Annotated in this window: 25 protein-coding genes; 9 read left to right on the top strand and 16 right to left on the bottom strand. The window is 47.0% G+C overall.

What is annotated here, in order from left to right; genetic code table 11:
• Positions 1 to 287: 287 nt before the first annotated feature.
• From paaX to paaA, 11 genes are all read right to left on the bottom strand, one after another.
• Positions 288 to 1,226, bottom strand: coding sequence for a phenylacetic acid degradation operon negative regulatory protein PaaX (gene paaX, locus BM329_RS10200; protein ID WP_092552560.1), 939 nt, complete (start codon positions 1,224 to 1,226; stop codon positions 288 to 290).
• Between the two features lie 123 nt (positions 1,227 to 1,349).
• Positions 1,350 to 2,693, bottom strand: a complete 1,344-nt coding sequence (paaK, locus tag BM329_RS10205) for a phenylacetate--CoA ligase PaaK (protein WP_092552563.1) — start codon at positions 2,691 to 2,693, stop codon at positions 1,350 to 1,352.
• Between the two features lie 109 nt (positions 2,694 to 2,802).
• Positions 2,803 to 4,017 (bottom strand): 3-oxoadipyl-CoA thiolase, encoded by a 1,215-nt coding sequence (gene pcaF / locus BM329_RS10210; RefSeq protein WP_092552566.1) that lies wholly within the window; start codon positions 4,015 to 4,017, stop codon positions 2,803 to 2,805.
• A 72-nt stretch (positions 4,018 to 4,089) separates the two neighbouring features.
• Positions 4,090 to 5,718 (bottom strand): 3-hydroxyacyl-CoA dehydrogenase, encoded by a 1,629-nt coding sequence (locus BM329_RS10215; protein ID WP_092552569.1) that lies wholly within the window; start codon positions 5,716 to 5,718, stop codon positions 4,090 to 4,092.
• Between the two features lie 2 nt (positions 5,719 to 5,720).
• Positions 5,721 to 6,518: a 2-(1,2-epoxy-1,2-dihydrophenyl)acetyl-CoA isomerase PaaG gene (gene paaG / locus BM329_RS10220; RefSeq protein WP_092552572.1), complete on the bottom strand. Its 798-nt coding sequence runs from the start codon at positions 6,516 to 6,518 to the stop codon at positions 5,721 to 5,723.
• Positions 6,519 to 6,521: 3 nt separating this feature from the next.
• Positions 6,522 to 7,295: a 2,3-dehydroadipyl-CoA hydratase PaaF gene (gene paaF, locus BM329_RS10225; RefSeq protein ID WP_092552575.1), complete on the bottom strand. Its 774-nt coding sequence runs from the start codon at positions 7,293 to 7,295 to the stop codon at positions 6,522 to 6,524.
• Between the two features lie 26 nt (positions 7,296 to 7,321).
• Positions 7,322 to 8,425, bottom strand: a complete 1,104-nt coding sequence (paaE, locus tag BM329_RS10230; protein ID WP_092552578.1) for a 1,2-phenylacetyl-CoA epoxidase subunit PaaE — start codon at positions 8,423 to 8,425, stop codon at positions 7,322 to 7,324.
• Between the two features lie 15 nt (positions 8,426 to 8,440).
• The gene (gene paaD / locus BM329_RS10235; protein ID WP_092552581.1) at positions 8,441 to 8,944 is read right to left on the bottom strand and encodes a 1,2-phenylacetyl-CoA epoxidase subunit PaaD; all 504 of its coding nucleotides are present in this window, start codon (positions 8,942 to 8,944) and stop codon (positions 8,441 to 8,443) included.
• Positions 8,945 to 8,962: 18 nt separating this feature from the next.
• The gene (gene paaC, locus BM329_RS10240) at positions 8,963 to 9,739 is read right to left on the bottom strand and encodes a 1,2-phenylacetyl-CoA epoxidase subunit PaaC (protein ID WP_092552584.1); all 777 of its coding nucleotides are present in this window, start codon (positions 9,737 to 9,739) and stop codon (positions 8,963 to 8,965) included.
• Between the two features lie 12 nt (positions 9,740 to 9,751).
• The gene (gene paaB, locus BM329_RS10245; protein ID WP_092552587.1) at positions 9,752 to 10,039 is read right to left on the bottom strand and encodes a 1,2-phenylacetyl-CoA epoxidase subunit PaaB; all 288 of its coding nucleotides are present in this window, start codon (positions 10,037 to 10,039) and stop codon (positions 9,752 to 9,754) included.
• A 49-nt stretch (positions 10,040 to 10,088) separates the two neighbouring features.
• A complete protein-coding gene (gene paaA / locus BM329_RS10250; protein ID WP_092552590.1) occupies positions 10,089 to 11,051 on the bottom strand; it encodes a 1,2-phenylacetyl-CoA epoxidase subunit PaaA in 963 nt (320 codons plus the stop codon).
• Positions 11,052 to 11,376: 325 nt separating this feature from the next.
• Here paaA and paaZ point away from each other — a divergent pair, with 325 nt between their 5' ends.
• From paaZ to BM329_RS10280, 5 genes are all read left to right on the top strand, one after another.
• Positions 11,377 to 13,449 (top strand): phenylacetic acid degradation bifunctional protein PaaZ, encoded by a 2,073-nt coding sequence (gene paaZ / locus BM329_RS10255; protein ID WP_092552593.1) that lies wholly within the window; start codon positions 11,377 to 11,379, stop codon positions 13,447 to 13,449.
• 949 nt (positions 13,450 to 14,398) lie between these two features.
• Positions 14,399 to 14,935 (top strand): fimbrial protein, encoded by a 537-nt coding sequence (locus BM329_RS10265; RefSeq protein ID WP_092552599.1) that lies wholly within the window; start codon positions 14,399 to 14,401, stop codon positions 14,933 to 14,935.
• 90 nt (positions 14,936 to 15,025) lie between these two features.
• Positions 15,026 to 15,733 carry a fimbrial biogenesis chaperone gene (locus BM329_RS10270; protein ID WP_422643829.1) on the top strand — a complete coding sequence of 236 codons (708 nt, stop codon included), beginning with the start codon at positions 15,026 to 15,028 and terminating at the stop codon, positions 15,731 to 15,733.
• Between the two features lie 77 nt (positions 15,734 to 15,810).
• Entirely contained in the window at positions 15,811 to 18,294 is a 2,484-nt protein-coding gene (locus BM329_RS10275) for a fimbria/pilus outer membrane usher protein (RefSeq protein ID WP_092552668.1), read from the top strand.
• Positions 18,295 to 18,306: 12 nt separating this feature from the next.
• Positions 18,307 to 19,263 carry a fimbrial protein gene (locus BM329_RS10280; RefSeq protein WP_092552602.1) on the top strand — a complete coding sequence of 319 codons (957 nt, stop codon included), beginning with the start codon at positions 18,307 to 18,309 and terminating at the stop codon, positions 19,261 to 19,263.
• A 90-nt stretch (positions 19,264 to 19,353) separates the two neighbouring features.
• Here BM329_RS10280 and BM329_RS15230 read toward each other — a convergent pair whose 3' ends face one another.
• Positions 19,354 to 19,488: a hypothetical protein gene (locus BM329_RS15230; protein ID WP_339351876.1), complete on the bottom strand. Its 135-nt coding sequence runs from the start codon at positions 19,486 to 19,488 to the stop codon at positions 19,354 to 19,356.
• Positions 19,489 to 19,741: 253 nt separating this feature from the next.
• On the opposite strand from BM329_RS15230, the gene BM329_RS10285 reads away from it, so the two are divergent.
• The 4 genes from BM329_RS10285 to BM329_RS10295 all read left to right on the top strand — a co-directional run bounded on the left by BM329_RS10285 (position 19,742) and on the right by BM329_RS10295 (position 20,975).
• Positions 19,742 to 20,002 carry a type II toxin-antitoxin system Phd/YefM family antitoxin gene (locus BM329_RS10285; protein WP_036838443.1) on the top strand — a complete coding sequence of 87 codons (261 nt, stop codon included), beginning with the start codon at positions 19,742 to 19,744 and terminating at the stop codon, positions 20,000 to 20,002.
• Positions 20,003 to 20,032: 30 nt separating this feature from the next.
• Positions 20,033 to 20,188 (top strand): hypothetical protein, encoded by a 156-nt coding sequence (locus BM329_RS14735; protein ID WP_177216248.1) that lies wholly within the window; start codon positions 20,033 to 20,035, stop codon positions 20,186 to 20,188.
• Positions 20,157 to 20,471 (top strand): type II toxin-antitoxin system RelE/ParE family toxin, encoded by a 315-nt coding sequence (locus BM329_RS10290; protein ID WP_092552605.1) that lies wholly within the window; start codon positions 20,157 to 20,159, stop codon positions 20,469 to 20,471. Before BM329_RS14735 ends, BM329_RS10290 begins: the two co-directional genes overlap by 32 nt.
• 123 nt (positions 20,472 to 20,594) lie before the next feature.
• Positions 20,595 to 20,975, top strand: coding sequence for a hypothetical protein (locus tag BM329_RS10295; protein WP_092552608.1), 381 nt, complete (start codon positions 20,595 to 20,597; stop codon positions 20,973 to 20,975).
• Positions 20,976 to 21,034: 59 nt separating this feature from the next.
• Here BM329_RS10295 and BM329_RS10300 read toward each other — a convergent pair whose 3' ends face one another.
• The 4 genes from BM329_RS10300 to BM329_RS10315 all read right to left on the bottom strand — a co-directional run bounded on the left by BM329_RS10300 (position 21,035) and on the right by BM329_RS10315 (position 24,861).
• Positions 21,035 to 22,123, bottom strand: a complete 1,089-nt coding sequence (locus BM329_RS10300) for an aminotransferase class V-fold PLP-dependent enzyme (RefSeq protein WP_092552611.1) — start codon at positions 22,121 to 22,123, stop codon at positions 21,035 to 21,037.
• A gap of 4 nt (positions 22,124 to 22,127) precedes the next feature.
• On the bottom strand, positions 22,128 to 23,477 hold the full coding sequence (locus BM329_RS10305) for a YhfT family protein (RefSeq protein WP_092552614.1): 1,350 nt from the start codon (positions 23,475 to 23,477) through the stop codon (positions 22,128 to 22,130).
• 10 nt (positions 23,478 to 23,487) lie between these two features.
• Positions 23,488 to 23,850 carry a DUF2620 domain-containing protein gene (locus tag BM329_RS10310; protein WP_092552617.1) on the bottom strand — a complete coding sequence of 121 codons (363 nt, stop codon included), beginning with the start codon at positions 23,848 to 23,850 and terminating at the stop codon, positions 23,488 to 23,490.
• Positions 23,851 to 23,979: 129 nt separating this feature from the next.
• Entirely contained in the window at positions 23,980 to 24,861 is an 882-nt protein-coding gene (locus BM329_RS10315; protein ID WP_245759055.1) for a phosphotriesterase family protein, read from the bottom strand.
• Positions 24,862 to 24,914 lie beyond the last annotated feature (53 nt).

The following is a 24,914-nucleotide window of genomic DNA, read 5'->3' on the forward strand; positions in this document are numbered from 1 at the left end:
AACACGAGATTACAAAACACCGAATGAGTTATTTAAAGGAATACCCACTCATTTACTTCGTCCATTACGGTGTTGCGCTTAATATGTGAATCCAAGGAAATATTTCAAATAGCATGATGATAAGATGGTTTTTTATCAGTTTCATTCAATTCATAATTTTTCGTAGCAATATAACCGTCCAAACATTTTAAGTTTCAACCCAATAATACGTTTATATCTGTTTTTCAACGTGATAATAATTACCAAACTGTTTGAGATCTGCAACAGTTTGGTAAAAGCAATTTTGGTCAGGTGGTTATTTGATTGTGTAAGCCACCAAAACGTCGGTAATACGCCGCCGCAGGGGGAGGTAACTGACCGATGGTTGTTTCACAGCGTTCGCTGACGTAACGTGTCGCAGCAGGGTCAATACGCTGATAGATATTGAAGCATAAGTTACGGGCAATCTGCCCTTCCCATTGTGCGGGCAGCAGGGCATCCGGTAATAGTGGATCGCGCAGCACCACCCGACGGTAAAAGTGGATCAGCAGCAGGCGCAGCTGGAAGCCGCGTTCTGGTGTCAGGTCTTCTTGATGGCAATCCCGCAGCAGTGCCGTCAAGGGACGGAAGGAGGCGATAAATTCGTGGTAGTGCTGTGATATCTGTTCCAGTGACCAACTGGCAGAGACGCGCTCTTTCAGGCTCTGTTCCGAACGTGGATAGGGATAATCGGCGCGGAAGTAGATAACGGAATCGCTGGCGTTGAGTTCTCCCAACAAGGCAGGGATATCACTTTGGGAACTGCTTGGCGCCGCCATCAGAGTGTTGTTGAGTTGACCGAATCCAAGCCAGCTCAACTCTTTTTTCAGTCGGGCACGTTCATTTTTGCTGTTGCCTTCCAGTAGCAGCAGATCCCATTTTCCGTCCCATTCAGGTGGCTCGCCGAGGTAGATTTTGCTTTCTGCATGGCGGAATTGATTCATGCCGCGTTCGGTAATGCGGTAATAACTGCGCCGCCCCAGTTTTTCTACCTCAAGCCATTCCTCTTTTTGCAGGCGAAATACAGCGGTCCGCACGAAGCGGTCACTGAAACCCATCGGTTCTAACAGAAGACTCAGACTGCCAAGCCAGACTTCCCCGCCACGGTGGCTGAGTGCATCCCCATATAAGGAGATGATCAGCGATGTTCCGCTGATAGGTTGGGCATCAAGGGCATGCCGAATAAAGTCGTCGAGTTTTTGTGCCATATTTCTCTGTCATTTGCTCAAAAGTGTGTCATGACATTAGCATAACTATATAAAGGCTCTTAGGGAAAACAGTATTGAAGTGCCACCGCAATTCGGCATCATTGAACTTGTGGTGGCAAAAGATCATTCATGTGGTCGGTTGTCGATGACCCGAACAGCCTTGCCTTCTGAGCGGGGGATCACGCCGCAGTTGACGATACTGACATCGGTACTGAGTCCGATCATCGATTTAATGTGATGACGAAGCTGGTGGCAGAGTTCAAGGCATTGCTCGTGGTTGAGCAGGTCAGGTTCTTTCAGTTCCACGTTAATTGATAAGCAGTCGTGGTTGCCGTTGCGGTTCACTTCCAGTTGATAGTGGGGAGACAACTCTTTAAAGCGGATTATCTGTTCTTCTACTTGGGATGGAAAGACGTTGATGCCACGGATGATCAGCATATCGTCGGAGCGTCCGGTGATCCGGTCCATGCGACGCATGTTGCGTGCCGTTCCGGGCAGTAAGCGTGTCAGGTCCCGGGTACGGTAACGGATCATAGGCATGGCTTCTCTGGTGAGAGTCGTTAAAACCAGTTCTCCGGTTTTTCCTTCCGGCAGGGCATTCAGATTTTCAGGATCAATCACTTCTGGATAGAAATGATCTTCCCAAATGGTGGAGCCGTCGGCATATTCCAGCGATTCCATGGCTATGCCCGGTCCCATGACTTCGGACAGGCCGTAGATATCTAATGCCTTGATACCCATGCGTGTTTCAATCTCGTTGCGCAAGGCGGCCGTCCACGGTTCCGCCCCGAAGATGCCGACCCGCAATGAGCATTTGCTGGCATCTCCGCCCATTTGGCGTTCCAGTTCATCCAGCAGTGTCAGACAGTAGGAGGGGGTCATCATGATGATATCAGGTTTGAAGTCCTGAATCAGTTGCGCCTGTTTTTCTGTGTTACCACCGGACATCGGAATAACTGCTGCTCCCAGCCGTTCTGCACCGTAATGAGCGCCTAATCCTCCTGTGAACAGACCATAGCCGAAGGCAACGTGGATTTTGTCTTTGGCACTTACGCCTGCAAAATGCAAGCTACGGGCGATAAGATTTGACCAATTGTCGATATCCTGCCGGGTGTAACCCACGACGGCAGGCTGTCCTGTTGTACCAGATGAGGCATGGATGCGTACAATTTGTTCCATTGGAACGGCAAAGGTATCAAAAGGGTAGTGATCACGCAGATCTTGCTTGGTGGTGTAAGGGAATTTCTGGATGTCTCCGGGTTGTTTGAAATCGCTCGGATGGATACCTGCTTCATCAAACTTGCGGCGGTACATGGGAACACTGTGATAAGCGTGATTGAGAGTCCATTTCATGCGCTCAACTTGCTGAGCCTGAATTTCATCTCGTGAAGCAAATTCCATCGGATCCAGAGGTTGTTGCAGGTGTTGTTTTAAATGTTGATCGAGTTGACGTACGTTGTTGCTCATAATTTCCTGTCCTTTTGTTGATTTGTTTGTAACAGGTTGCTTTTGTCGTTATGTGCAGGATGCAGGTGTTGGTTCAGTTTTTTAATCAGTTATCAGGTATAAATTGGTGCTATGAAATACGTTCAATAATCATGGCGATGCCTTGTCCTACGCCAATACACATGGTGCATAAAGCATAGCGCCCTGCGCGCCGTTCTAGTTCCAGTGTCGCTGTCAGAGCAAGGCGTGCCCCGCTCATACCCAGCGGATGGCCCAGCGCAATCGCACCACCATTCGGGTTGACATGTTCTGCATCATCAGGCAAACCCAATTGGCGCAGTACGGCCAGTGATTGCGCAGCGAAGGCTTCGTTCAGCTCAATGACATCCATTTGATGTAAGCCAAGGCCGGCCAACTTCAGTACCTTGCGGGTGGCTGGCACTGGCCCGATCCCCATAATGCGGGGTCCTACTCCGCATGTTGCCGTTGCGATGATGCGCGCCCGTGGTGACAGCCCTTGCCGTAATGCAGCTGTTTCTGAGGCGATGATAAGCGCCGCCGCGCCATCATTGATGCCGGATGCGTTACCTGCGGTCACGGTGCCGTCAGTACGGAATGGGGTTTTGAGCCGTTGCAGTTGTTCTAATGTAGTTTCAGGGCGAAGGTGTTCATCTTGTGAGATGATCGTTGCTGTGCCTTTTTTACCGCGCGAAGGCAGAGTCACGGGGATGATTTCTTCCGCCAGTACGCCGCGCTGTTGTGCGTTGGCTGCGCGTTGCTGACTGCGCAGAGCGAAAGCATCCTGATCATCCCGGCTAATTTGAAACTGGGCCGCGACGTTTTCTGCTGTTTCCGGCATGGAATCTGTGCCAAATTGCTGTTGTATCAGTGGGTTGATAAAACGCCAGCCGAGGGTGGTATCAAAAATCTCCGTTTGGCGGCTGAATGCACTGTCAGATTTGCCCATGACGAAAGGAGCACGGGTCATTGATTCAACACCCCCCGCTAATACCTGTTGGACATCACCCGCTTTGATGCTGCGAGCCGCAAAGGCCAGAGCATCCAGACCGGAGCCGCACAGACGGTTAACCGTTGTACCCGATATTGAATCCGGTAATCCCGCCAGCAACAGCGCCATGCGGGCCACGTTGCGGTTATCTTCCCCCGCTTGGTTGGCACAGCCGAGGATCACATCATCAATTTGACCCCAATCCAGTTTAGGGTAACGGGTCATCAATGCCCGTAGAGGCAGGGCAGCCAGATCATCAGCCCGCAGGCCGGAAAGTACACCGCCATAACGGCCGATGGGGGTACGGATACCATCACAGATAAACGCATGAGTCATGATTTTTCTCCCGGCTTGTTTTTCTGAATTAAGGTTTCAATATGGTGGCGGGCCTGTTGGTGGGTGGTGTTATCACGCATGGCTGCTCCCCTTATTATTGTTTTTGTGTTTATGGTCTTCGTGCCGCCGGGAGAGTTGCAATCTGGCATGATCTGCCGCCAGCTGGCGCAGAAGAGGTACAGGGCGGTAACGGGATTCTCCATAATATTTATGCAGGTTTTCCAGCGTGGTGAGAATGTGCTTCCAGCCCACTTGTTCACCCCACGTCAGTGGGCCGATGGGATAACTCACGCCATAACGCATCGCCAGATCGATATCTTCCGCATTGGCGATGCCTTTATTGACAGCATCCAGCGCTTCGTTGCACAACATGGCAACAGTGCGCATTGCCAGCAAGCCGGGATAGTCCGGCAGAAGGATCACCTGCTTGCCCAGCGATTGTATAAAACTAATCACTTTTGCTGTTTGCTGGGGTGTATTCTGGTAGGCAGTACTGAGCGTGATAATGGAAGCCGTTTGATGATTGGCAGACAAATCAAACTGCATCACCGGTACTCTGATTTCGTCAGTGATCTGAGCACATGTTCTCCCTTTGGTCAGTATCAAGATGACGTCATCAAGCTGCAAGGTGGGAGAATGGAACCGGTCATTTTTGTGTTCTTCAAAGACGATGTTATATTTCTGTAAATCGGGTTGCCGTAGCAGGCTGACAAAATGAGGTAAAGCGACCCAATTGCCCGTTGCTCTGATCCGCATTGGCAGTTTTTGTCCTTTGGGCTGTTTAGGCTCTATTTTAGGCTGTAGCTGGGTATCTTTCTTTTTATCATTTCCTTTTATATCATAAACATAAAACCCACGACCGCGTTTGCGACCCAGATAGCCTGCATCTACTAACTCTTTTTGTTGCAGTGAAGGCTGGAAACGGGGATCGCCGTAGAAGGCGTGGAAAAGGGATTCGGTCACCGCGTAGTTGATATCATGCCCGATCAAATCCATCAGTTGCAATGGTCCCATCGCAAAGCCACCTGACTCTTTCATGACCGCATCCAGTGTCGGGGGGCTGGCGACTTGCTCTTCTAATGCGCGCAGGGCTTCCGCATAGAACGGGCGGGCAATGCGATTGACGATAAACCCCGGAGTGGAGCGGCAGATCACGGGTTGTTTTTTCCAATCTGCAATGAGAACCTTAAGTGTTTCCACGGTTTGGGGGGAAGTTTCCAGACCCTGTATGATTTCCACCAGTTTCATCAAGGGGGCCGGATTAAAGAAATGCAGCCCTGCCATGCGCTGTGGCGCAGACAGTTCACGGGCAATGGCGGTAATCGACAGTGACGAAGTGTTGCTGGCAAACAAGGTTCGGGCTGAACAAATGGATTCCAGTTGGCGGAATAGGTTTTGTTTGGCTTCCAATTGTTCGATGATGGCTTCAATCACCAGCACACAAGGTGCCAGTGCCTGCAATGAATCGACCCGGGTGATACGCTGTAGCAGGGCCTGCGTTGCGCCCGCCTCTGCTTTCCCCATCTCCACCCGCTGATTCAGACGGGTGTGGAGATTATCCAGCGCATGACGTGCAGCTTCGCCGCTCACATCAAACAACAGGACAGAATGTCCTGCCTGAGCCGCGACCTGAGCAATGCCGATGCCCATTGTTCCCGCACCAATGACGGCGATGGGACCGTTGCGTGGTGGCGTTTTCATCGCTATTTCCCCTGAAACTTTGGCTGACGTTTTTCAATGAACGCACTCACTCCCTCACGGAAATCTTCACTGTGTCCGCATTGACGTTGTAAGTCGCGTTCGAGGTCAAGTTGTTGCTCTAAGGTATTGCTGGCGGCGGCGTAAGTGGATTGCTTGATGCAGCTAAGTGCCACTGTAGGCTGGGCAGCTAAATGTTGTGCGAGTTCCCGGGTTTTATTCTCTAACTCCTCAGGTTCGACGACCTGCCAGATCATGCCCCATGCTAAGGCTTGTTCTGCGCTGATTTTTTCTCCCAACAATGCCATTCCCATTGCGCGGGCATGCCCGATTTTATAGGGCAATAACCAACTGCCGCCGGAATCTGGTGTCAGGCCAATGCGGCAGAAGGCCTGAATGAAGCTGGCTGTGCGGGACGCGATCACCATGTCACAGGCCAGTGCAAGGGAGACACCAGCCCCTGCTGCAACACCGTTGACGGCCCCGATAATGGGTTTGGGCAAGGAAGTCATGCGTCGGATAAGCGGATTGTAGTAACGTTCAACAGATTTGCCGAGATCGGGAATGCCGCCATCAGAGATAATGGTGTTTCTATCATTTAAATCTTGTCCAGAGCAGAAGCCGCGCCCAGCTCCTGTAAGCAGAACACAGCGCACTGATTCATCCTGTTCCGCAATATCCATTGCCTTACTTAATTGTTGGTGCAATTCCTCGTTAAAACTATTGAGATATTCTGGGCGGTTAAGTGTAATGCTCAGGACCCCAGCCTCAATATCGGTGAGTACCACGGGCATGTTTTCCATCTATCAAGATCCTTTAAATGTTGGTTTACGTTTTTCCAGAAAGGCAGCAATGCCTTCCTGACGATCGGTTGTACCCGCAAGGGCGACAAACTGCTGGCGTTCGGCGAGTAACCCTTGTGACAGGCTGGTTTCCTGTGCGGTTTTGAGAGCGGTTTTGGCTGCCCGCAGTGCCAGCGGGGAAAGTTCACTGATGCGTTGGGCTATCTGTTCGGCACGTTCTAACGTCAGGTCATCGGTGCACACTTCGCTGACCATTCCCGCTTGTTGTGCCTGCTTGGCGTTGATGGACTCACCCGTCAGTATCATCAGGGAAGCCAGCGCCTTGCCGACGCTGCGGATGAGACGCTGCGTCCCACCCGCCCCCGGTATCAGCCCCAGAGTGATTTCCGGCAAGCCAAAACGGGCACCTTCCCCACAAATCACCAGATCACAGGCCAGCACTAATTCGCAGCCGGCACCAAGGGCGTAGCCATTGACCGCCGCAATCAGGGGTTTGTTAATGTTGTTTAAGCGTTGCCAAAGTTGTGGACGGCGGTCTGTCATGGCTGTTGCCACGGTCTGTTGTTGTAGTTCTTTCAGATCAGCCCCCGCCGCGAAAAAGCGCGATGAGCCTGTAATAACAATAGCACCTGTGCCTTCATCCTCATCTGCCTGTTCTAACTGCCGGACAAGCAGTTCAAGGCAATCATTGCTGAGGGCGTTACGCACTTCAGGACGGTTGAGGGTCAGAGTGCGTACTCTTTGCTGCTGGCGGCATAAAATCCATTCCTGACTCATATTCGTTCCTCATTTATGCAACGTACTTAAACGTCAAAATCCACAACTACGCCATCGCCTTTCGGCCATGACTGACAGCTTAAGATATAACCGGCAGCCAACTGATCGGGTTCGAGGCTGTAATTGACATGCATATCCACTTCACCGGATTTAAGCTGGCATTTGCAGGTCGCGCATACGCCGCCTTTACAGGCATAAGGCAAATCTGCGCCTTGGCGCAGGGCAGCATCGAGAATACTGTCATCTTCGGCGTTCATGGTGATGTTGAAGGTGCGCCCATCCAGGTGAATTTCGACAGGGATATCGCTGCGTTCAGCAAGATTGATGGAGCGTGGATTTATCTGGGCGCGTCCGGTATTGAAACGTTCACTGTGGATGCATTTGGCCGGTATTCCCGCTTGTTCCAGCGCAGAGTGGGCATCATCCAGCATAGCTTCCGGCCCACAGAGAAAAGCGTGGTCAAATTGGGAAAAATTGAGCAGGGTTTTGCCGATGCGGTGCAGGTGTCCGGTATCAATGCGTCCGTTAAACAGCGGGCTATCGGTTGTTTCCTGACTGAACAGGTACAGTGCCTGAAAACGGCTCAGGTAACGATTTTTAAGATCGGAAAGCACTTCTTTGAACATGACCGAACGGCTGGTGCGGTTACCGTAAATCAAGGTGAACGTGCTATCCGGTTCCAGTGCTAACGTACTTTTTATGATTGATAGAATCGGTGTGATACCGGAACCAGCGGCGACAGCCAGATAACGCCCTTGTTGGGTGGCAATGGGACGATGGCCAAAGTTGCCTTGTGGCAGCATAACTTCCAGTTCATCGCCAACTTTCAATTGTTGGTTGATAAAAGTCGAGAAACGCCCCTGATAGATGGCTTTGACCCCAATTTGCAATATATCATCCAGCGGTGAACTACAGATGGAATAGCAGCGGCGCAGCTCTTCACCGTTCATCCGGGCCTTGAGTGTCAGGTGTTGGCCCGGTTGATAGTTAAAATGTTTTTTTAGCTCATTGGGGACATGCAGCGTGACGGTCACAGCTTCCGGTGTTTCCCGTTCAATGGCAGAGATACTTAAGCGGTGAAAGCTATAACGGTGAAAGCTATGTGAACGTGTTTGATGAGAAGTAACCATCTTTCTGTTCCCTTGTTAAATACATTTGAAATAGTCAAACGGTTCCAGACATTGCTGACAGCGATAAAGGGCTTTGCAGGCGGTGGAGCCGAATTCGCTGATTTTTTCGGTTTCATGGCTGTCACAACGCGGGCAGGTGATGGGTTCCGCATCAGTTAGTTTTTCACAAACTAACCCTTGGGGTGGGGCTATGCCGGATTCTCGCAGGCGTTGTCTGGCATCTGCATTCATCCAGTCGGTTGTCCACGCGGGTGTCAGATTTACCTCAATATGAACGGGAGAAAAGCCTGCTTGTGTCAGTGTATTACTGATTTCATTGAGCAAAAACTCCGTTGCCGGACAACCAGAATATGTCGGGGTAAATGTCACCCGCCAGCCCGATTGCAAGGGCGTGACAGTGCGTATCATGCCGAGGTCGGTAATGGAGAGCGCGGGCAGTTCTGGGTCGGCAATTTGGTGCAGGCATTGCCAGATCTGATGGACTTCCGGCTGCTGTAATGTTTTTAGTTGCTGTTCCATCGTCCCCTCCGCGTTTTATTACCAATGACAGTCAGGGTAAGTACGTTGCAGGTATTGCATTTCTGCCAGCATATATCCCAGATGTTCTGTGTGCAGGCCTTGCTTGCCGCCTTGCCGGTAAGGTGATTCCGGTGGCATTTCTAAAGTGGCTTCTGTGAGTGTTTCGCTGACGATTTTCAGCCAGGGTTTATGCAGGGTTCGGGGATCAACGGCGATACCCTCTTCAGCCAGCCGCTGCTCTATTTCGTCGCAATGGAACAGTTCGCCGGTAAAACGCCACAGTTGATCGAGCGATTGCTGGATTTTTTGGTGGCTTTGTTTCGTTCCATCGCCCAGACGAATCATCCAGCCCCGGCTGAATCGCAGGTGATATTCCACTTCTTTCAATGACTTGTTGCTGATGGCGGCCAGTTGGGGATCACGGCTTTGCCCCAGAGCCTGATGCAGCAAAACATGATAGGCATCAATAAAGAACTGGCGCACTAAGGTGTCGTTAAAACCGCCGTTGGGCTGTTCCACCAGCAGCAAGTTGAGAAATTCACGTTCATCACGACAAAATGCCAGATGATCCTCATCGAATCCTGTTTCTGAAAGAGTAGCTGCATAGCTGAGAAAATGACGCGCCTGCCCCAGCAGATCGAGACCAATATTGGACAAGGCAAGGTCAATTTCCAGCTCTGGTGCATGACCGCACCATTCGCACAGGCGCTGTGCCAGAATTAATGGTGTATCTCCCTGACGTAGCACGTAATTAAACAAATCATGGTTGAGTGATGAAACGCTGTGTGTATTCATATTGCCGTTCCCCTACATGTTCTTGATGCCATCAGGGATGGTGTAGAAAGTCGGATGACGGTAAATTTTGTTTTCCGATGGCTCGAAAAAAGCGCTGCGGTCTTCGGGTTGTGAAGCCACCAGATAAATGGACTTCACTACCCAGATAGAGCAGCCTTCATTACGACGGGTGTAAGCATCACGCGCGTTTTCCAGTGCCATTTGATCATCTGCCGCATGGAGGCTGCCGACATGACGGTGAACTAACCCCTGTTTACTGCGGACAAAGACTTCATACAGTGGCCAATCGGTATCGTTCATTAGCTTTATTCTCCTGTTCCGATTCTGTTCAGATAACGCAAAAAACGAGTTAGGTGAACTGGTTAGGTGAACCGTGCAGCCCGTTTTTGTCAGCTATTTTTTTGGCATGAGCAGAAGCGGCTTCGCGTACCCAGCTTCCGTTTTCCCAAGCCCACCGTTTGGCTTCCAGCCGCTCGTGGTTACATATGCCCTGTCCTTTCAGCACTTGATAGAATTCGTCCCAGTTGATTTCACCAAAGCGGTAATGTCCGGTTGCTTCATCCCAAGCCAGTTCCGGGTCGGGCGCGGTCATACCCAGCGCTTCCAACTGGGGCACCGTGTTATCAATGAATTTCTGCCGGAGTTCATCATTACTAAACCGCTTGATCTTCCACGCCATACTTTGGGCGCTGTTGGGCGAATCGCTGTCATTGGGACCGAACATCATCAACGTCGGCCACCAGAAACGGTTGATAGCATCTTGTAACATCGCGCGTTGGGCTTCACTGCCATTCGCCAGAACCATGACGGCTTCATAACCTTGTCGCTGGTGGAAGCTCTCTTCTTTGCAGATTTTCACCATTGCGCGGGCATAAGGACCGTAAGAAGCACGGCACAAGGCGACCTGATTGACGATGGCTGCGCCATCCACCAGCCAGCCAATGACGCCAACATCCGCCCAGGTAAGTGTGGGGTAGTTAAATATAGAGGAGTATTTCATCTTGCCATCTAATAGTCTTTGATAGATATCTTGACGAGTACACCCCAGTGTTTCGGCGGCACTATAGAGATACAGCCCGTGCCCTGCTTCATCCTGTACTTTGGCGAGCAGCACGGTTTTACGGCGCAGGGTCGGTGCCCGGGTGAGCCAGTTTGCTTCCGGTAACATGCCGACCACTTCCGAATGTGCGTGTTGGCTGATCTGGCGTATCAGGTTCTGGCGATAGGATTCAGGCATCCAGTCTTTAGCCTCAATGGATAGATCCGCTGCGATCCGGGCATCAAAATGAGCCTGAAGTGGGTCAGTTGTCATGTTGGACTCCATTTATGATTCTTATTTTATATTTTTAAATTAAAAAACGAATCATTTTTAGCTGTAAATTTATAAACTGTTAACAAAAATATCAAATGTTAATATTGTATATTTGGGGCTCTCATCACAATGTTATTTTTAATTCTTTTAAAAACAGTTGCTTATTTTTTGTTTTTAGATGGGGTAATAATATAAATTGGGGATGGAATGAAAATGTTTTAGTTTTGTTATTCTCTCTGGTGGTCTTGTTAACGTAAAATATGATACATAAATATCATGCTGTTACTTAATAATTGATTCATTAATGCGATTGATGGAGAAAAAAATGCAACAGTTAACGAGTTACATTTGCGGAACTTGGGCTTATGGGCAGGGTAATACCAGAACGATTCATCATGCGGTAAGCGGTGAGGCCTTGTATCAAGTTTCTTCAGAAGGTTTGCCATTGGCAAAGAGTTTAGAATATGCCCGTGAAAAAGGGGGGAAGGCGCTGGCGGCGATGACGTTCCAGCAACGTGCGCAGATGATGAAAGCAGTTGCAAAGCATCTGCTTGTCAACAAAGAAGCATTATATGCTATTTCGACAGAGACGGGGGCGACCCGTTCAGATAGCTGGGTGGATATTGAAGGAGGGGTTGCGACACTGTTCTCTTATGCCGGATTGGCAGGACGGGAGTTGCCGGATGATACCCTGTGGCCGGAAGATGAGATGATCCCGCTGTCCAAACAGTCTCAGTTTGTGGCTCGACATGTACTGACTTCCCGTCCCGGGGTCGCTCTGCATATTAATGCTTTTAACTTTCCCTGTTGGGGAATGCTGGAAAAATTAGCACCAACGTGGATGGCAGGTATGCCGGCGATTATTAAACCTGCAACAGCATCCGCTCAATTGACACAGGCGATGGTGAAAATGATCATCGACAGTGGTCTGGTACCGGAGGGAGCCTTGCAGTTGATCTGCGGGGGTATCGGCGATCTGTTTGATCATCTTGATTATCAGGATGCCATAACTTTTACAGGTTCAGCCCGGACGGGGCAGGCGCTGCGTACTCATCCTCGTCTGATAGAGAAATCCATTCCCTTTACGATGGAAGCTGATTCTCTCAACTGCTGCATTTTAGGCGGGGATGTGACTCCTGAAATGCCGGAGTTCGGGGTATTTATCAAGGAAGTTGTCCGCGAAATGACCGTCAAAGCTGGGCAGAAATGTACCGCTATCCGACGGATTATTGTGCCTGCTGATCAGATGGAAACAGTAAAAGAAGCGTTACTCAAGCGGTTGTCCGGTGTGGCAATCGGTGATCCTGCTTTGCCAGAAGTTCGCATGGGGGCGTTGATTAATCTAGAACAGCGTGATGAAGTACAGTCGAAGGTCAATGAATTATTGAATAGCGGCTGCAAGCTTTTATGTGGCGGTTCACTGGACAAACGGGTGCTGACAGGTAACAGCAACAGTAATGGCGCATTCTATCCACTTACTCTGCTCCATTGTGCTGATCCTATGACAAATCAGGTGGTACATAATACGGAAGCCTTTGGGCCAGTTTCTACGCTGATGGCATATCAGGATACTGAGCAGGCCATCACATTGGCAATGATGGGGCAAGGGAGTTTAGTCGGCTCACTGGTGACAGCGGATGAGCAGGTGGCTGTCCAGGTCATCCGTGCAACCGCGAGTGCTCATGGCCGTATGCTGGTTCTCGATGAAGCAGCTTCTGTGGAATCCACGGGGCATGGTTCCCCACTGCCCATGCTGGTACATGGCGGCCCGGGACGTGCGGGAGGCGGTGAAGAATTGGGGGGATTGCGTGCGGTGAAACACTACATGCAACGTACTGCGATTCAGGGAAGCCCAAGCATGTTGGCTGCGATTGGCCGTGAGTGGGTCCGTGGTGCGAAAGTGAAAGAAGATCCGGTACATCCGTTCCGCAAATATTTCGAGCAGCTTGAGATAGGTGAAAGTCTGTTGACGGCGCGCCGTACTGTTACCGAAGCGGATATCGTCAACTTTGCTTGCCTGAGCGGGGATCATTTTTATGTCCATATGGATAAAATTGGCGCGGCTGAATCTCTGTTTGGCGAACGCGTTGCTCATGGTTATTTTGTTGTATCGGCTGCTGCGGGCTTGTTTGTTGATGACGCGGTCGGCCCTGTACTTGCCAACTATGGCATGGAAAACTTGCGTTTCATTGAACCCGTCAAAATTGGCGATACTATTCAAGTACGCCTGACGTGCAAGAAGAAAATTAAAAAAGCCCAGAAAACACCAGAAGATAAACCACATGGCGTCGTGATGTGGGATGTACAAATTCTCAATCAGGAGCAACAACCTGTGGCGCTTTACAGTATCCTGACTCTGGTAGAACGGCAATTGGGGGATTTTGCCGCGTCGGTATAGGCAATATATTCGTCGTCTTTCAAGTTGCAGCTTTGTTGGCTGCGCTCACTCACCCCAGTTACATAGTTAGCTATACTCCTGGGGATTCATTCCCTTGCCGTCGTGCTGCATCTTGAAATCCATTGGGTATAAGTGTCGGGCAAAGTAAATTTGCGCCTTCGTTGATTGACTGATCTTTTCATGCCGAGGATGGTGTTTTTTAAACTTAAACGCCGTCTTTTTTCGATTATTCTTCAATATTTCAGCAGACTTAGCACAATATTGTTTATTGTTTGCATTCCGTTTCAGTTTGGTTTGTTTATGCATATCAGGTCATGATTTCAGGTGTGAGAGCCATGAAATGTATCACAGTTGATTCACTCCTTTTAATATCCCGCCGATTGCACTTAATATGTTAACTCAGCCTTCGGCAAATCGATACAACGCCTCCATGCTCTGCGACTTCTCGATTTCGAATTTCACTGCGGTGTATTGAAAATCCTTCTGATCAGCCTTAAGCAAGGTCAGTTGATTGAGCGCGTTTTCGTGTTCCTATGAGTGAAGATAATTGTTCACGCCAATAATCTGGAATGGATTGAAGAATTGGTTTTATCCTGGCTTCCTCTACGGCAAAGGCCTCTGAGAACATGTCCTGGAGTTTACGGTAAGTCGGGGGGGATACGGTAGCCAGAATTGTCTCAGTCAGTTGTTAACGTTAGTCTATACAATTATGACGTACATGTAAAAATGCTTCTCTCGATCGCTTCATTTTTCCTTGATTGATAAATTCTATCAATATATTGATAATTGATCGTCAATTTCGATCAATTTATTGATCTTTTTTGATTATTAAGGTAGATTTTTTTTCCGTACACAGAAACCCGTGTCCGAAATTTTTTGTTATGCCGCATTATTGTTTTGCGTTATGCATAATAAGTTTTTGTATATTATGATCATTATGGATATGTAAATGAAAAATATTTTTGTTTTATCTTTTATTGCCGCAATATTGGCTTCAATAAGCAGTATTTCTTATGCTGCCCCTGCGACAACAACTGGGCAAGTAAAATTCAAGGGGAATATCATAGAATCAACCTGTACTGCTTCTAGCGATACTGTGAAGATGGAGACATATCTCACAAGAGATATAACAAAACGAAAAGGAGCTGAAGTTCGGGGGAGTAAAAAGGATTTTAAGATCAAATTAACTGGTTGCCCTGTTACTATACCTCTTCTCATGGATGTCAAATTTTCTGGGAGTAATAAGGATACCCACGATACCAGGTTATTGGCATTAGACACATCTGGAGCAGCCGGGATTGGTATTGGTCTTTATAACGACAAAGATGCACAAATAGATTTGTCTTCTGACCTACTAAAACAGGATGTTTCAATCGATGCAGCAAATATGGAAATATCTTTAAAAGCGGCTTATGTATCTAATGGACAAGATATTAAAGCCGGAGTGGCCAATGCCACACTTAGTTTTGTAATACATTACAAATAAAAATTAATTATAGGTATTTCTTTCCTGGCCGCAGAGGCATTTTTATGGCTGCGGCTGGGAGCTATTAACATCATAAATAGTCATGTAATAATGAAAAATAAAATAAAAAAAATCTTTACATCGTATATGCTGGCGAAAAAAATAACGCTCATATTCTCATTGTTTTTTATATTGCCGGCCTGGGCGGGTGTAACCGTTGGTGGAACCCGCGTTATTTATAAAGGAAATAAAAAAGAAACTTCAATTTCAGTGAAAAACTCTGACGAAAGCCGGCCTTATTTAATTCAGTCTTTTATCAGTACTGATTCAAAGGGAGAAAAAGCCCCTTTTATTGTGACACCGCCGCTATTTCGTCTGGATGCTGGCAAAGAAAGTATTCTTCGTATTGTCCGTATCGGCGGTAATTTACCTGAGGACAGGGAATCGGTTTTTTACCTTAATGTGAAATCTATCCCTGCCGTACAAGAAAACGAACAGAATACGTTACTGATTACGGTGAAAACCCGAATCAAATTGTTTTATCGGCCTGAAGGTATTGAAGGCGATCCAGAAGAAGCTTATAAGATGCTGACATTTCGTCGCATTGATAACCAACTTGAGGTAAGAAATCCCAGTAATTATTACGTAACCCTTGGGCAGCTTAAAGTGGCCGGGAAAACCCTGACGGGTACTGACATGATCGCTCCACAAGGGGTAGCACATTTCGTCCTGCCATCTGAGTCATCAGGCTTAGTCAGCTGGAATAGCATTAACAGTTATGGTGGCGTGAGCAAAGAGATAATTAAAAATCTGCCTTAATTAAAAAGAAGATGAAAGATAAATATTGGGGACTAAAAATCATATTTGTTAAATATAAAACAAGTGGCGGAATAATTATGCCAACATGTTTGCTTTCGGTCTTTATTTTATGTTTTTCTGTGTTGTTGTCATTACCCGTCATGGCACAGGATTATTTTCGATTATCAGCACTGGAATTAGATGATACTCAGCCGGTGATTGATTTAAGCGTATTTTCATCCCCCGGTGGTCAATTACCGGGTCAGTATCAGGTGAACATATTTCTTAACGGCAAAGAGAAAGAAACAAAACAGGTTAATTTTATTAAACTGGAAAACGGAAAACTATCGCCACAGCTAACGGTCGACAATTTAAAACAGTTCGGCGTAAAAATGTCAGCTTTTCCTGCGCTGATGGAACTCTCTCCTGAACAAATTATTGATGATATTAGCGAGTATATTCCGCAGGCATCGGCTTCATTTGATTTCTATGGGCAACGTCTGGATATCAGTATTCCACAAGCAGCATTGGATAATCAAGCCAGAGATACTGTGGCATCACATTTATGGCAACAGGGAGAGTCAGCATTCTTAATGAGCTATAATTTTAGTGGGTCAGAGAATTATAATAAAAACGCAAAAAACCAAAGTTATTTTTTAAATTTACAAAGCGGAATAAATATCGGATCGTGGCGTATAAGAAATCAATCGGTTTATGATTATGACTCTGGAAAAAATAAAGGTAAGAGTCGTTTTTCATCCATTAACAGCTACATCCAGCGGGACATCCATGGGCTAAAAAGTCAAATAATTCTTGGCGAAACCTTTACTGACGGAGATATATTTGAAAGTGTGCCGTTTATTGGTGCTTCTATGACATCCGATAGCTTAATGTTGCCCGGCAGCCAACGTGGTTTTGCGCCAATTATCCGTGGTATTGCTCAAACCAATGCGCGCGTAACGGTTCGCCAGAATAATTACGTCATCTACGAAAGTTATGTTCCGCCGGGGCCTTTTGTTATCACGGATCTTTATTCAACTTCCGGTTCCGGTGATTTGGATGTCACGATCACCGAAAAGGACGGGCGACAGCGTAAATTCGTGCAACCATGTTCATCAGTGCCAATAATGCAGCGAGAAGGGCAATTAAAATATCAGATTACCCTGGGGCGTTACCATTATTCCGATGCTAACGTTGATAAACCTTATTTTAGCGAAGCGACATTTATCTATGGGTTCTCCAACCGATTAAGTTTGCTGTCTGGTATGCAGATAGCAGAAAACTACCGGGCGTTTAATGCTGGCATGGGGGTTGGTTTAGGTAATTTTGGGGCAATTTCTCTGGATATGACACTGGCTGATGCCAGATTGCCGAAGAATGAACACAAACGAGGGCAATCGTATCGAATCCAATATACGAAAAGTATTGAGACAACGGGGACATCCCTGACTTTGGCTGGTTATCGCTATTCCACACCAGAATACTATTCACTTTCAGAGGTGAATGAATATTCAGTAAGAAAAGAAACCAGCCGTGCACAAAATAAGCGTAGCCAGTTGCAGCTAACCCTGAACCAGGGGATGGGGGATTTTGGTAGTCTTTATGTGTCTGCCTATCAGCAGGATTACTGGGGAAAACAAGGCACCAGCCAGTCATTATCTGCGGGTTATAACATTAACCTTGCCGGGATCAGTTATGGGTTGAATCTTTCTTACAGTGCCAGTCATGAATCCATTAAGAATAAGGATATACAGGCATCGTTTAACGTCTCTATTCCACTGGATAAGTGGCTGCCTGATGGATGGGCAACTTACAGTATCAACAGAAACGGCCGTAGTCAGGGAAGTCAGCAACTGGCGATTAGTGGCAGTGCATTGGATGATCATGCCTTGTCATATCATATCCACGGGGAGCATGGCAATAATATGGAAGGGACGAGCGGCGGTGCTTCGCTGGAATATAGCTATTCTTCTGGCCGTGTGAATCTGGGCTACAGCTATGGCGATAATAGCCGATCGCTTAACTACGGGTTGTCTGGCGGTATTGTCGCCCATCAAGACGGCATTACGTTTTCCCAATCATTGGGTCAGACCGTGGCACTGGTTAAAGCGGCTGGTGCAGCAGAAACAAAAATTTTAAATCACAGTGGAATTAAAACGGATTCACGTGGTTATGCCGTAATTCCGTCGGTTGAACCATATGCTTACAACCGGCTTGCCCTGGATACTGAAATGCTGGCTGATGGCATTGACCTTGACAACTCAGTGCAACACATTGTACCGACTCGCGGTGCTGTGGTTTCTGCTGATTTTAGCGTCCGTCAGGGGCATCGAATATTGGTGACATTACGTTACAACGGCAAACCCGTACCTTTTGGTGCCAGCGCAGCGTTAATAAACAGTGACAGTAGCGGGATTGTTGGTGATGACGGTGAGCTGTATTTGAATGCTGTCCCTGAGCAGGCAGAAATAAAAGTACAGTGGGGAAAAAATAAAGATCAACAATGTCATGCAAAAATAGATTTATCAGTGTTGCCCAAAAAGACAGGCGTATTACAGCTGGCGGTTGACTGCCGCGGTTAAAAGGAATTTATAATGTTTAATTTTGAATGTAATAATCACTTGCAGATTAAAGCTAATAATTTTTTATTAATATTATTAATTGTCATTGTCGCGGGAAGTTATTCAACGCGGGTTACAGCAGCAGTATGTAATGCTGATAAGAAGACGGTAACAGTCACATTTGGTGATATTTCTGTTGATTCTAATAAAACAGAGTATAAAAAAACCATAGATGGCAATAGGGTGTATGTAAAATGCGATCATAAAGGTGGCCATCATATATATGTAAAATCTATCACGGGAGCAATGCGTAAATCCCTCACAAGTAAGTTTTATGTTACCAGTCCTACTAATGTCAAATTTAAATTGAGCCTCACACCTGATGGTTTGAAGGCTGATGACATGGCAGTGAACAACTCAAGAGGGATCGGCAGAGGCCAGGGTTTTAGCAGTAAATTTTATTTAGAGATCGGTAACGATGTTAAATCCGGAACAGTCAAAGAGATAATAATAACGATGGCTCGTCTGGATCGGAATAACAATCATACCGGAGAGATTTTGTACGAATATAAAATCCCTGAATTTAACGTCATAGCAAGATCTTGTAAAATAAACATTCCAGATGTTGATGTTTCGATGGGAGCCGTATTAAAAAATCACTTTAAAAACATAGGTGATACCGCCGGAGAACGTTCTTTCGAGATTAATGTGCAATGCAAAGGTTCTCCAAACGCGAATATTACCTGGGAGCCGGGAAAGACTGGCACAAATGGCGTGATAAATGCTGATACAACCTCATCAGCAACAGGAGTCGGCATTCAGATTTTAGATGACAAAAGCAATCCTGTGAAATTTGGTGAACAGCAGGATCTTGGCACGATAAATTCTTCGAAAACATTGTCATATAAGGCAAAGTATTATCAAACCAGTAATACCGTAACTGCCGGTAGCGTTAATGCTACGGCCACTTTTACTGTTGATTATAAGTAATCGAGAAATTCATCATAACCGTTTATAGTTCCGCAGTTTTATCCCTTGACTTCAGTGATAAAGCAGCAGGAAAAAATAAACTGGTGTTGACTATCCGGGGAAGCTCTTATGGTACGATTTTTTCACGCTGAAAGCGGCTGGCGATTTGCGATAAGGATCCACTGAACGTGCGAGTCTGTCTAACTTTGTTACTATCAGAGTATCACCTTCATGAAGGTAATCCATACAGGCTTGGTATTATGGACGATGTGCTGTCCGGCCACTGCGCTTTTCCTGATAAAGACGCTCACATCCTGCGAAAGACGACGGGTATATCATTATCTCTTAGACGATTTGATTAAGCACTTATGATAGGACTTTTGAGAGTATTCTTCGAAGGCTATCAAAAAGTATACTTTTTGATAGCCTTAAATTTGATCAAGTCGTTCGATTCGTTTATATTGTTTGAATCATACCATTATTCAATGAGGGGATTATTATGGATGCTCTTTCTGCCAATGAAGCCAAAACTCAGTTTGGCGACATGCTACTCAAAGCACAACGTGCCCCAATCCAAATAAATAAAAACGGAAAACCCGTTGCGGTGGTTATCTCAATGGATGAGTACGAAAGTATTGAAACACTCCGGTTAAAATTATTACAGTCAAGAGCGGCACAGGCCAGCGTTGATATTGAATCCGGTAACACCGCCGATGGTGAAGCTTTTTTTAATGAACTGAGATCAGGTCTGTACGATTAGAACTGCACATATTAAGTTAAGGAGAAAAAAATGTCTGTCGCCGGGTTGAGTGCAGAACAATTACAGCGGGTGAAGCGTATACACGACTATGCTACCCGTTTTCCTCTTACCGAGACCGGCGATATGCAATTACTGAAAACGTATTACGACTATAATGGACAGACCAAACTACCGTTTAACGCCTGATGCACAGGCCGATCTTATTGAAATCCGCCGTTTTACTGTACAGCAATGGGGTAAGATGCAATCGGAAAAATACCTGTCAGAACTTCAACAAACCTTTCGTTTGCTGGCGGTTACCCCCGCTCTGGGGAGAGGCAGGCCGGACGTGGGAGCGGAAGTATTGAGTTTTCCTCATGTCAGTCATGTTATTTATTACATAATCCATGAACGGCAACCGGTTGTATTTGGTGTACTGCACAAACGAATGGTGCCCGCAAATCATCTGGGCGGACGCGGGATGATTTGACTGTTTCCGTCCTACCGAATATTACAGGATATATTCAGCCACGCATTTATTGCGGAGGAAAATCGCCTGAATGTTGCGGTTTCCTCGCTGCCCACAGTAATCATTGATCAACTTGTTGCTTTGGTGCAGCGGGATGACGGTATCACCACACTCAATATTATCCGTGCCGATCAAAAGGATTTTCAGTACACCGCCGTCAGAATGGAAGTAGATAACCACTCATTGAACAGGCTGAATTTTGTCACGCTGGATTCCATTGATGTGGATTATGTTCCCAGCATCAAGAATGTGCGTCACGCAGCTGACGATATTTATTCAGCTAAACCCCTGGATTATGATACCGGTATCCTCAAACCCAAAGGGGTGATTAATGTCGAACGTATCCGCTCTCAGCGACGAGGATATTGGAGTCTCACCTGGAATAGCATTTTTGGCGGGATGACTGATCAGGGTTTTCCCTCAAAGTTTACAGATCTGGGGGTTCTTCCACTGGACCCGAAGTAGATAGGTATTCTTTAGATGATTGGTCTCTTGATGTTAAGGTTTATTTGAGTTTCTTGCTTCTAACATTTTAATCGACAGCTTTCCTGTAAAATACGCATCACGGTATCTGCACCACTGCGATTAGGATTGATACGGATCATGTGCTGTTCCAGTGTGGGATCTGTTTGGCGAAAAGTACCGGAAATACGGTAAAACAGAGGGGGAATTTCGAATTTTGATTCTGCACCCACCGGATAAGGCAGTGCCCCAAGTGCATGGGATGCAGTAAGCACGCTTTCTGCGATGGGTCGGTGAAATTCCACTAATAATATTTTCGATTGTGCATTAGCAAGAAACGCCTGTTTCACTTGTGATAATTCGCCCTGATTCAAACGAGTGACCAATTCGTTGTTAACTTCTGCCTGCACTGCGTGTGTAACTGGTGTAAAGACCATGCCACGCAAGGCTTCCATTGCCTGATAACCTTGGATCTGGCAGCCACCGGAATACATGCTGTGGCGCAGGTTATCAATGGCGGCCTGTTTTCCAACAACAAGCCCAACGCCTTGTGGCCCCAATAATTTAAAGCAAGAAAATGTGGAAAGAGCCGCACCGTATTCACAACCAATTTGTGCCGTTTTCATGGCTGCATAGTTATCATCCACCAACGAAGGAATGTGGTGCTGATTCAGGGTATCGATCACGTCTTGCAGGGAATAACGGTCAGACATCTGCTGGCGAGTGTGCTGGACAAGACAGGCTTCCGGTTGGTATTGCCGGATGGCAGTCACAATGTGTTCTGTGTGATTGAAATCTGCCCGGACGATGTGAATCCCCATTTGTTCAATCGACACTTTAGTTGTGGGATAAATCGGCGCATTATGCACAAGTAATGTAGCGTTGGGGCTGACTAAAGCAGCCAGCCCCGCACGCAATGCCCCTGTTCCTGCCCCATTGACAAAGGCCGCTGCTTCAGCACTGAAAAATTCTGCAATGACTGCTTCAATGCGTCGGGTCATCCGTGGCTGGTGAAGGTCTGGGACTAACCCCAGATCACCTTGAGAAAGAAAATCAGCCCCCGGAAAGTGACGACAGATAATATCCACTAGCCTGAATTGTTGCTGTTGTGCTTGTGCCATCGTCATACTTTGTAATGGGTAGGTTTTCATTTGCTTATTTTATTCCCAGCAGAAAGAGCAAGTTTGCAAGAATACCGACGGTAATCGTCGCGATCGGGCCGATGGCCATTTCGACTAAAGGTCGTTTGGAAGTACGGTTGAGCAGATAGATACCCGCTACGATCATAAAGCCCATACCCGGCAAAATGGCATTCGAGGCAATCATAGCACCAACCAGCAGGGCCACTTCGAGCATTTTGGTGATTGCGGTACGAATATGTCCGCTACACGCTTTCACGCCAGGGTATTTATCCAGCCAGATTGCGATTTTTGCCAACAGTTGGATTTCGATGAACATGGTGATACCACCAGCGACAAAGGCAATCCACGGATTGTTGGTTGCCAGACCCGCGACAAACACGAATTTCATGCCATTCGGGCTGTAAACACCGGTGGCTATGGCTGTTGTTCCTACCAATGGGATAAATCCAATAGCACGCGCCAGTGCTACCAGCAATGCGTTGGTTTGCTCGCCTTGTGCCATTAATTGCAGGGAAACAGGGCCTTCCGCCAGTAGGCTAAAGGACATGGTTGTTGCACTGGCAGTCAGCCCGCCACACAGGATAAGTAGCCATTTGTTTTTCTGGATGCGTTCTATACGGGTTGAAAATAGTCCGACCAAGACTTCATTAGAGCCTTTTTGTTCTGCGGATTTGGCAGGACGTTCACGCATGGCAAAATAGAACATGGCAATCATTGATAGCAGCAGTGCTGCACCATTAGGATCGATACTGACAGGTTTTTCGATCATACCGCCAAAACTCAGTGGGCCAACCGCTTTGGTCGCCAGATAGCCCACCAGCGCGGTGAGCATAACCAAAAGCCCTTTGCGATAGCCATATTGGTAACCAACAACCATCGCCGGGAACAGGGCAAAACAGGCTATAATCGGATCGCCTACTTTCTTGAGATCGTCGGTGAAATTTACTGGCAGCATGGCAAAGAGTTCTACTACCGAACGCAGACCAGCCAGCAAAGCGATGGCATACAAGGCACCGATGACACCAGAGGCAACAAATCCTCTTCGGCTGTTGGCACACCAGATACCTATCATATCAGTACCAAGTAACAGACTGTGAACCAGAACAATCGGTGCGGTAAGAGAAAAAGGAATGCCAAAACCGACAACTAAACCAATGCTCAGGGCAAAGCTGGTTGCGGCGAGCACTTTTCGGCTCATTCGGCCTTCAAGGTATTCTGGCAGGAGGGGACGCAGGCCATCATGAAAAACGGCGATACCACGGTTTGCCATCATGGCGGCAATGGCACCAATTGTGGCCAATAGTCCAGCCTTGAAAGGGTCAACTTCCATCAATCTCATCAGGAACTCATGAAGGTGTTGCATAATAGGCTCCTTACAGTGAGATGAGGGTATTGATGATCACAGGCAGGACGATATCAATATCTTGCCCTGTAAAACCAAATGCTTTTTTGCCTGCTTTTACATGGGTAATTATCTCGTCATCAGATAGGATCTTGCCTGGCATACCGATAGTGGCACATTGATTCAAACCGATGAGGGCAATTGCCATCGCCAGTGCCCCACCACCACCCGTGTTACATGCACCAAAATAGTAATCTGCATCGCCATTCTTAATTGCTATCGCCGCTTCAATGTCATTCATGATGGTAATGGAAATGGCTTTGTCTCCTGCCAATTGACGAATACCTTCCGCGATCGCCTCTTTCTCTATTTGTCCACCAACGACAAATCTCATGCTGTTATCCCTCTCTTTGTATTTTCTATCGGATTGTTTTTAGAAATTTATACACTTCGTCTTTCAAACTGCCTCTTTGTTGGCTGTATCTTGAAATCCATCGGGTATATGTTTTATAAATTTAAGTTTTTACGGGCTGTGTTGGAAAAAACGCGCAGGATTATTACGTAACATTTGGTCTATCTGCACTTGTGAAAACCCCGCATCCAGCAACATGGGGACAAATACAGTTAACAGGTAATCGAAGCCATTTCCCCCATTGTGTTTTAAATGAGAACGGCGGGTGATATCTTGGGAAAGCATGACTCGGTCAAGTAATCCACACTGGGTGATTTTCTGCAACATGGCAATACGTCCACTGTCTGGATAGTAATTATTTTTACCAATCGTATCGAATTGCACCCATGCCCCAGCCTCCAGTAATGGAATGATGGTGTCCAGATTGTCTCTCAAATCGCAATGACCGATGGCTATATGTTCAGGAGGTACGCCAAATCCTGCCAGCAGAGCCAGTTGTTCACGTCCCATTGTGCTTAATGTGGTATGGGTAGAAATGGGGCAGCCTGTTGCCAGATGTGCCCGTGCCGCCGCCGCAAATACTTTTTTCTCATCTTCCGTGATTTGCCCAAGGCTGGAACCAATCTCTGCAATTATTCCTGCTTTTAATTTGGTGCCATCAATGCCGATTTCTATTTCTGCGATCATGTCATTGGCTATTGCTTGTACACTCAGTTCGTTGAAACGGGGGGGGAAAAATGGCTGTTTATAGTAGCCTGTCGAGGCAATGATATTGATGCGGGTATCACGCATTAAATTCAGCATAAAAGCCGGATTGCGCCCCATGTAACGGTTGGTCATCTCCACGATATTCCGTACCCCGAGGGTGTAGAGATGGTGAAGCTCATCTACGATAAGATCGTATTGATTCAATCGGCAATCTAAACTGCCTTTTACACCAGAGAGATCGATATGCAAATGTTCATGTACATAGGTATAGCCTGATGCGTCAATGCTGCTATTTGTTTTTACTGCTGAATGATGATTAACAGCCTGATTTTTTGATG

It is taken from the genome of Xenorhabdus koppenhoeferi, assembly GCF_900116635.1.
GTDB lineage: Bacteria > Pseudomonadota > Gammaproteobacteria > Enterobacterales > Enterobacteriaceae > Xenorhabdus > Xenorhabdus koppenhoeferi.